We start from the raw sequence: 7,900 nt of genomic DNA, 5'->3' as shown, positions 1-7,900 counted from the left end.
CGAGGCGGGCTTCGGTGAAGTCGAGCTGAACGCTGTGCGCTCCGGCGTCCAGACAGCCGCGGATGTCGGCCTCGGCCTCGGCGGTGAGGTCGTCATCGCCCGCCGCCGCCCCGTCGGCGGCCTCCGCCCCTGTCACGGCTTCCGCACCGGTGGTTCCGCCCGCCCCGCCCGCCGCCGACGCGCCGGTCGCCCCGGCGCCGGCGGCCTCCGCCGCCCCCGCCCCCGCGCCGTCGGCGCTGCCCGCTGCCCAGTGGCCGGCGGGCACCGGCCCGTACTCCTACGGCACCCCCACCGCGCCCTGGACCGGTGCGCCCGCCGCCCGGACGCCCGCCCCCGCCGGACGGCGCAAGGTGCGACCGCTGACGTGGGTCGCCGTCGCGCTCGCCGCGTTCCTGGTCGGCGGGGCCGTCGCCGGCGGGGTGCTGCTCATGCGGGAGGGGAAGGGCGGCGGCGGTGCCGACAAGCCGTCCGCCACCACCCCGCCCCCGTCCACCGCGACCCCGACGCCCTCCGGCGGGTCCTCGGGCCCCTCGGCCCCCTCCGGCCCCTCCACCGACGTCTCCGGCCCCTCCGCCCCCCGGGCGACCGGCGAGCCGCCCGAGGGGTTCGAGCGGATGACGTCCCCCGAGGGGTTCACGCTCGCCGTGCCGCAGGGGTGGACCCGGAACGACAAGGGGCGCGGTCAGATCGACTACGCGGGCCCCACCGGGCTGGCGCACCTGCGCGTCGGGGTCCTGCCGCAGGCCGGGAAGTCCGCGTACGACCACTTCCTGGAGATGGAGAAGACCGTCTCCCGGCAGGACGGCTACCAGCGCCTCAAGCTGACCGCCAACACCTTCGACGGCCGGCCGGGCGCCCTGTGGGAGTGGACGTACAGGGAGAAGGACGGCCGCACCGTGCACGCCGCCGACCAGGCGTACCTGGACGAGAAGGGCAACGAGTTCGCCGTCCTCTACGAGGACTGGGGCGACGCGTGGGGCGTCACGCACAAGACCTTCGACACCGCCCTGCGCTACTGGTGGGTCGGGCCGGTCGACTTCGACTGAGGGCCCGGCTCATAGACTCTGACTCTCGTCGTCCAAGCCCTTGCCGAACGGGAGAACCCGCCGTGACCGAGCCGCGTACCGAACACAGTGCCGATGTGATCGTCGTCGGGGCGGGCCCGGCGGGCTCGACGACCGCGTACTACCTCGCCAAGGCGGGGCTGGACGTCCTGCTGCTGGAGAAGACCGCGTTCCCGCGCGAGAAGGTGTGCGGCGACGGCCTGACGCCGCGCGCGACCAAGCAGCTGGTCGCGATGGGGATCGACATCTCCGAGGAGGCCGGCTGGCTGCGCAACAAGGGCCTGCGCATCATCGGCGGCGGCGTCCGCCTCCAGCTCGACTGGCCGGACCTCGCCTCGTACCCGGACTACGGCCTCGTCCGCAAGCGCGACGACTTCGACGAGCAGCTCGCCCGGCAGGCGGTCAAGGCCGGTGCGCGGCTGTACGAGCGGTGCAACGTCCAGGCGCCGGTGATCGACGACCGCACCGGGCACATCACCGGTGTGGAGGCGAAGCTCGGCGAGGAGAAGACGCCGGTCACCTTCCACGCCCCGCTCGTCGTCGCGGCCGACGGCAACTCCTCGCGGCTCTCCCTCGGCATGGGCCTGCACCGGCGCGAGGACCGGCCGATGGGCGTGGCCGTGCGCACGTACTTCACCTCGCCCCGCCACGACGACGACTACCTGGAGTCCTGGCTGGAGCTGTGGGACCGGCGCGGTCCGCAGGACCGGCTGCTGCCGGGCTACGGCTGGATCTTCGGCATGGGCGACGGCACGAGCAACGTCGGCCTCGGCGTCCTCAACACCTCCGCGTCCTTCAAGGAGCTCGACTGGCGCGAGGTGCTCAAGGCGTGGTGCGCCTCCATGCCCGAGGACTGGGGCTACACGCCCGAGAACATGACCGGCCCGATCCGGGGCGCCGCGCTGCCCATGGCCTTCAACCGGCAGCCGCACTACACGCGCGGCCTGCTGCTCGTCGGCGACGCGGGCGGCCTGGTCAACCCGTTCAACGGCGAGGGCATCGCCTATGCGATGGAGTCCGGGCAGATCGCGGCCGACGTCATCGTCCAGGCCCACGCGCGCGCCTCGTACGCGCAGCGGGAGCTGGCGCTGCAGCGCTACCCGAAGATCCTCAAGGACACCTACGGCGGCTACTACACGCTCGGCCGGGCCTTCGTGAAGCTGATCAGCAACCCGAAGGTCATGAAGATCGGCACGCAGCGCGGCCTGACGCACCCGCTGCTGATGAAGTTCACCCTCAAGATGCTGGCGAACCTGACCGATCCGACGGGCGGCGACGCGATGGACCGGATCATCAACGGGCTGAGCAAGGTCGCCCCCAAGGCCTGAGCCCGGTGGCGCGCACGCGAAAGGGCCGCCGTTCCCGCACGGGGAACGGCGGCCCTTTCGTGCTGCCGGTGGTGATCAGAGCACGCGGACGGCGCCCGTGGGCGGGTCGTAGCTCAGGGAGCGCTCCACGATGCCGGAGCTGGGGTTCTGGGCGCCGATGAACTTGCCGCCGCCGACGTAGATCGCGACGTGGTAGGCGCTGCCGGCCGGGCCCCAGTAGAGGATGTCCCCGACCTGGAGGTTGCCGAGGCCGACCTGGGTACCGGCCGTCGACTGGTCCTGCGAGACGCGCGGCAGGTCGATGCCGAGCTGGCTGTACGCGGCCTGGACCAGGCCGGAGCAGTCGTAGGCGTTCGGGCCGGTGGAGCCCATCACGTACGCCTTGCCGAGCTGGGCCTCCAGGAAGCCGATCAGGCCGGCGCTGCTGCCCGTGGCGGCGGACTTGGTGCTCAGGGTGGTGCGCGCGCTGCTGCGGGAGGCGCGCTCCTTGGCCTCGGCGGCCTTGCGCTCCGCCTCCGCCTTGCGCTCGGCCTCTTCCTTGGCCTTCTTGGCGGTGGCCTTGGCCTGGTCGGCGGCCTCGTCCACCTGTGCGCGCACCTGGTAGTCGTCAGCGGTCTGCTGAGTGGCGACCGCGCTCTCCGCGATGGAGGTGGAGAGGGCGGCGTTGAACGCCGGCATCTCCAGGGTCGACTCGGCGGGCTTCTCGGCGGCGGTGGCGGCGGAGCCCGCGCCGGCCACGGCCAGGGTGCTGAGGACGCCACCGGCAACACCCGTGCGGACGACCCAGGACTGGGTGGCCGGGCGACGGGGCTTCCGGTGGCTGGTTATGTGCGCGTTCGGGGACATGGCACAAGGGACTACCAGGACCCGAAGGTTGACTTCAACAGGAGTGGCATGCGTCACAATTGTTGTGTACGCGCCTAGAATTCGGACTTATTGATCACGGGAGGGTCACGGCGCCGAGCCGCGCCTCGTCCTCGATCAGCCGCCTCAGCATGGATTTTGAGGTTCCGGCGGTGATCTCCGGGGGTCCTATCACTTTTGGGGCTCGCCCGTCGAGGCTGCCCGGAAAATCCGGTGTCCTAACCTTCGCGAGCGTGGCGGAGGTCACGCCTCCCCGAGGCCTCCCGGTCGCGCGGCCCGGCTTCGCGAACCGGGGCGCGAGCCGGCGGCCGCCGACCCCCGGCTCGTGTCGCTTCGTCAGCGAACCGCACTCCTATATCAGTTGATCGGGTCGTACGCCAATTTGCCCGCGCGGGGTGGGGATTGATAATGGCGCACCCGTCCCGACCAGCATCGACGCACTCGATTGTCACCTCTCGTGATCACTCGACCGCTTCGCGTATGAAGATCACTGATCATCCGCCTTGATGATCGTTCGTCAGGTGGTGAAGATCACAAACACGGTGCCGCACCCCGTGTCGCAGATCACAGACCGACGGGCATAGGATGCAATCGACCCGGGCTTGTGAACTGCCTCACATATAGGCGATCTTCGTTGGCCCCGCGTGACCGGCGCGGGGGCCGGCGGAAGGGGCGGTGAGCCCGCCGGGGTCCGGTAGCCGGCAGTCAGCGTCGACTGGAAGGAGCGAGGAGCGGTGAACGCCTACGCGCCCATCCTCGTACTGGGAGCCCTCGGTGCGGGCTTCGCGGTCTTCTCCGTGATCATGGCATCGCTCGTCGGGCCCAAGCGCTACAACCGCGCCAAGCTCGAGGCCTACGAGTGCGGCATCGAGCCGACCCCGCACCCGGCCGGAGGCGGGCGCTTCCCGATCAAGTACTACCTGACGGCGATGCTCTTCATCGTCTTCGACATCGAGGTGGTCTTCCTCTACCCCTGGGCCGTCACCTTCGACGCCCTGGGGATGTTCGGGCTCGTGGAGATGCTGCTCTTCGTGCTCACCGTCTTCGTCGCCTACGCCTACGTCTGGCGGCGCGGCGGCCTGGAATGGGACTAGGGGGCACGTCATGGGACTCGAGGAGAAGCTGCCCAGCGGCTTTCTGCTGACCACCGTCGAACAGGCCGTGGGCTGGGCCCGCAAGGCGTCGGTCTTCCCGGCGACCTTCGGCCTGGCCTGCTGCGCCATCGAGATGATGACCACCGGGGCCGGCCGCTACGACATGGCCCGCTTCGGCATGGAGGTCTTCCGCGGCTCGCCCCGCCAGGCCGATCTGATGATCGTGGCGGGCCGGGTCAGCCAGAAGATGGCGCCGGTGCTGCGCCAGGTCTACGACCAGATGCCCAACCCCAAGTGGGTGATCTCCATGGGTGTCTGCGCCTCCACCGGCGGCATGTTCAACAACTACGCGATCGTGCAGGGCGTCGACCACATCGTGCCGGTCGACATCTATCTGCCCGGCTGTCCGCCGCGCCCCGAGATGCTGCTGGACGCCATCGTGAAGCTCCACCGCCAGATCCAGAACGAGAAGCTCGGCGTCCACCGCGAGGAGGCGGAGCGCGAGGCCGAGCAGACCGCCCTCAAGGCCCTGCCGCTGATCGAGATGAAGGGGCTGCTCCGGTGACCGACCCCAAGGCCGCGGGCCCCGGCGAGCCCAAGGGCCCCAACGGCGTCAACCCCGACAAGGACGTCCAGACGCAGAACCTCCCGGGACAGCGTGACGACCACGGCGAGGTCATCGGCGAGCGCCGCGGCATGTTCGGCGTCAACCAGGGCGGCGACACCACCGGCTACGGACGCCTCGTCCGGACCGTCCGCCTGCCCGGCGCGACGAACAGGCCGTACGGCGGCTGGTTCGACGAGGTCGCCGACGAGCTGGAGGGCGCCCTGGAGGAGCAGGGGCTGCCGCCCGGGCAGGCGATCGAGAAGACCGTCGTCGACCGTGGCGAGATCACCTTCCACATCGCCCGCGAGCACCTGCCCCGCGTCGCCCGCACCCTGCGTGACGACCCCGCCCTGCGCTTCGAGCTGTGCACCGGCGTGAGCGGCGTCCACTTCCCGGGGGACACCGGCCGCGAGCTGCACGCCGTCTACCACCTGCGCTCGATCACCCACAACCGGCTGATCAGGCTGGAGGTGGGCGTCCCCGACGCCGACCCGCACCTGCCGTCCCTCGTCGAGGTCTATCCGACGAACGACTGGCACGAGCGCGAGGCGTACGACTTCTTCGGGCTCGTCTTCGACGGCCACCCGGCGCTCACCCGGATCATGATGCCCGACGACTGGCAGGGCTTCCCGCAGCGCAAGGACTACCCCCTCGGCGGCATCCCCGTCGAGTACAAGGGCGCCCAGATCCCGGCTCCCGACCAGCGGAGGTCGTACTCCTGATGTCCACCGCACCAAGCCCCGCGCCGGGCTCCGCGTCCGGCCCGCGGGAAACCACCGAGGGCGCCGTCTACACCGTCACCGGCGGCGACTGGGACGAGATCGCCGAGGCCGCCAAGCGGGCCGACGACGAGCGCATCGTCGTCAACATGGGCCCGCAGCACCCGTCCACCCACGGCGTGCTGCGGCTCATCCTGGAGATCGACGGCGAGACGGTCACCGAGGCCCGCTGCGGCATCGGCTACCTCCACACCGGCATCGAGAAGAACCTCGAGTACCGGAACTGGACCCAGGGCACCACCTTCGTCACGCGCATGGATTACCTGACGCCGTTCTTCAACGAGGCGGCGTACTGCCTGGGCGTGGAGAAGCTGCTCGGCATCGAGGACCGGATCCCCGACCGCGCCACCGTCGTCCGCGTCATGCTCATGGAGCTGAACCGCATCTCCTCGCACCTGGTCGCCATCGCCACCGGCGGCATGGAGCTCGGCGCCACCACGATCATGATCTACGGGTTCCGGGACCGGGAGATGATCCTCGACATCTTCGAGCTGATCACCGGCCTGCGGATGAACCACGCCTATGTGCGCCCCGGCGGCCTCGCCCAGGACCTGCCGCCCGGGGCCGTCGACGTGGTGCGCGAGTTCGTGAAGAAGATGCGCAGAAACCTCCCCGAGTACGACAAGCTCGCCACCGGGAACCCCATCTTCAAGGGCCGCATGCAGGACGTGGGCCACCTCGACCTCACCGGCTGCATGGCCCTCGGCGCGACCGGCCCCATCCTGCGCGCCACCGGACTGCCGCACGACCTGCGCAAGGCGCAGCCCTACTGCGGTTACGAGACCTACGACTTCGAGGTCGCCACCGCCGACAGCTGCGACGCCTACGGGCGCTTCCTGATCCGCCTGGAGGAGATGCGCCAGTCGCTGCGGATCGTCGACCAGTGCCTGGACCGGCTCGCGCCCGGACCGGTCATGGTCGAGGACAAGAAGATCGCCTGGCCCGCGCAGCTGGCCCTCGGGCCGGACGGGCTCGGCAACTCCCTCGACCACATCAAGAAGATCATGGGCACCTCGATGGAGGCCCTGATCCACCACTTCAAGCTGGTGACCGAGGGCTTCCGGGTGCCGCCCGGGCAGGCGTACACGGCGGTGGAATCGCCCAAGGGCGAGCTCGGCGTGCACGTCGTGAGCGACGGCGGCACCCGCCCGTACCGGGTCCACTTCCGGGACCCGTCCTTCACCAATCTGCAGACGATGGCCGCGATGTGCGAGGGCGGCATGGTCGCCGACGTCATCGTGGCGGTCGCGTCCATCGACCCCGTGATGGGAGGCGTCGACCGGTGAGCGACGCGTGCGCGGCCGCCGGGCCGCAGAGGACGACGGGCCCGCGGGTGCGCCGCGCGGGCGGAGAAGCGAACGGGGAGGCGCGGTGAGCGACGCGTGCGCGGCCGCCGGGCCGCAGAGGACGACGGGCCCGCGGGTGCGCCGCGCGGGCGGAGAAGCGAACGGGGAGGTGCAATGAGCGACGTCCAGCTGGGGATGCCCTCGCTCCCCGCCCCCGATTACCCGGCCGATGTCCGTGCCCGGCTGGAGGCGGACGCGCGGGAGGTGATCGCCCGCTACCCCGACAGCCGCAGCGCGCTGCTGCCGCTGCTGCACCTCGTCCAGGCCGAGGAGGGGCACGTCACCCGGACCGGCATCCGCTTCTGCGCCGAGTTGCTGGAGCTGACCACCGCCGAGGTGACGGCGGTGGCGACCTTCTACACCATGTACCGGCGCGGGCCGGGCGGCGAGTACCAGGTCGGGGTCTGCACCAACACGCTCTGCGCGGTGATGGGCGGCGACGCCATCTTCGAGGACCTCCAGCGGCACCTGGGCGTCGGCAACGGCGGCACCACCGACGACGGCAAGATCACCCTTGAGCACATCGAGTGCAACGCGGCCTGCGACTTCGCGCCCGTGGTGATGGTGAACTGGGAATTCTTCGACAACCAGACCCCCGAGAGCGCCCGGCGCCTGGTCGACGACCTGCGGGCCGGCCGCACCGTGACCCCGACGCGCGGGGCGCCCCTGTGCACGTACCGGGAGACGGCCCGGCTGCTGGCCGGCTTCCCGGATCCCCGGCCGGACGCCGTGGCGGGCGGGGGCAGCGCCGGGCCCGCCTCGCTGGCCGGGCTGCGGCTGGCCAAGGGCGAGGGCGGGCCGGTCAGGGTCGGCCCGCC

Annotated in this window: 8 protein-coding genes; 7 read left to right on the top strand and 1 reads right to left on the bottom strand. The window is 71.1% G+C overall.

Annotated elements, in window-relative coordinates:
* Positions 1-149 precede the first annotated feature (149 nt).
* Positions 150-1,046 (top strand): hypothetical protein, encoded by an 897-nt coding sequence (locus tag AB0K09_RS25830; RefSeq protein WP_366067784.1) that lies wholly within the window; start codon positions 150-152, stop codon positions 1,044-1,046.
* 62 nt (positions 1,047-1,108) lie between these two features.
* Complete coding sequence (locus tag AB0K09_RS25825) at positions 1,109-2,392, top strand: geranylgeranyl reductase family protein (protein WP_366067783.1); 1,284 nt, start codon at positions 1,109-1,111, stop codon at positions 2,390-2,392.
* 75 nt (positions 2,393-2,467) lie between these two features.
* Here AB0K09_RS25825 and AB0K09_RS25820 read toward each other — a convergent pair whose 3' ends face one another.
* A complete protein-coding gene (locus tag AB0K09_RS25820; protein ID WP_366067782.1) occupies positions 2,468-3,238 on the bottom strand; it encodes an NlpC/P60 family protein in 771 nt (256 codons plus the stop codon).
* Positions 3,239-3,990: 752 nt separating this feature from the next.
* Between AB0K09_RS25820 and AB0K09_RS25815 the strand changes: the two genes are divergently transcribed.
* From AB0K09_RS25815 to nuoE, 5 genes are all read left to right on the top strand, one after another.
* Entirely contained in the window at positions 3,991-4,350 is a 360-nt protein-coding gene (locus AB0K09_RS25815) for an NADH-quinone oxidoreductase subunit A (RefSeq protein ID WP_366067781.1), read from the top strand.
* Between the two features lie 10 nt (positions 4,351-4,360).
* Complete coding sequence (locus AB0K09_RS25810; protein WP_366067780.1) at positions 4,361-4,915, top strand: NADH-quinone oxidoreductase subunit B family protein; 555 nt, start codon at positions 4,361-4,363, stop codon at positions 4,913-4,915.
* Positions 4,912-5,679, top strand: a complete 768-nt coding sequence (locus AB0K09_RS25805) for an NADH-quinone oxidoreductase subunit C (protein WP_366067779.1) — start codon at positions 4,912-4,914, stop codon at positions 5,677-5,679. The genes AB0K09_RS25810 and AB0K09_RS25805 overlap by 4 nt, the downstream gene beginning before the upstream one ends.
* The gene (locus tag AB0K09_RS25800; protein WP_366067778.1) at positions 5,679-7,022 is read left to right on the top strand and encodes an NADH-quinone oxidoreductase subunit D; all 1,344 of its coding nucleotides are present in this window, start codon (positions 5,679-5,681) and stop codon (positions 7,020-7,022) included. Before AB0K09_RS25805 ends, AB0K09_RS25800 begins: the two co-directional genes overlap by 1 nt.
* A gap of 174 nt (positions 7,023-7,196) precedes the next feature.
* The coding region (nuoE, locus tag AB0K09_RS25795) for an NADH-quinone oxidoreductase subunit NuoE (RefSeq protein WP_366067777.1) at positions 7,197-7,900 on the top strand (704 nt) is incomplete at its 3' end.

The organism is Streptomyces sp. NPDC049577 (assembly GCF_040675635.1).
Classification (GTDB): Bacteria; Actinomycetota; Actinomycetes; order Streptomycetales; family Streptomycetaceae; genus Streptomyces.
Note: the sequence above shows the minus strand (reverse complement) of the source record. Positions and strands in the feature narration are given on the sequence as shown.

Bases quoted from the DNA above. Each gene is read 5' to 3' on its own strand.
- AB0K09_RS25820 (WP_366067782.1), bottom strand. From the start codon at position 3,238: ATGTCCCCGAACGCGCACATAACCAGCCACCGGAAGCCCCGTCGCCCG.
- AB0K09_RS25810 (WP_366067780.1), top strand. From the start codon at position 4,361: ATGGGACTCGAGGAGAAGCTGCCCAGCGGCTTTCTGCTGACCACCGTC.
- AB0K09_RS25800 (WP_366067778.1), top strand. From the start codon at position 5,679: ATGTCCACCGCACCAAGCCCCGCGCCGGGCTCCGCGTCCGGCCCGCGG.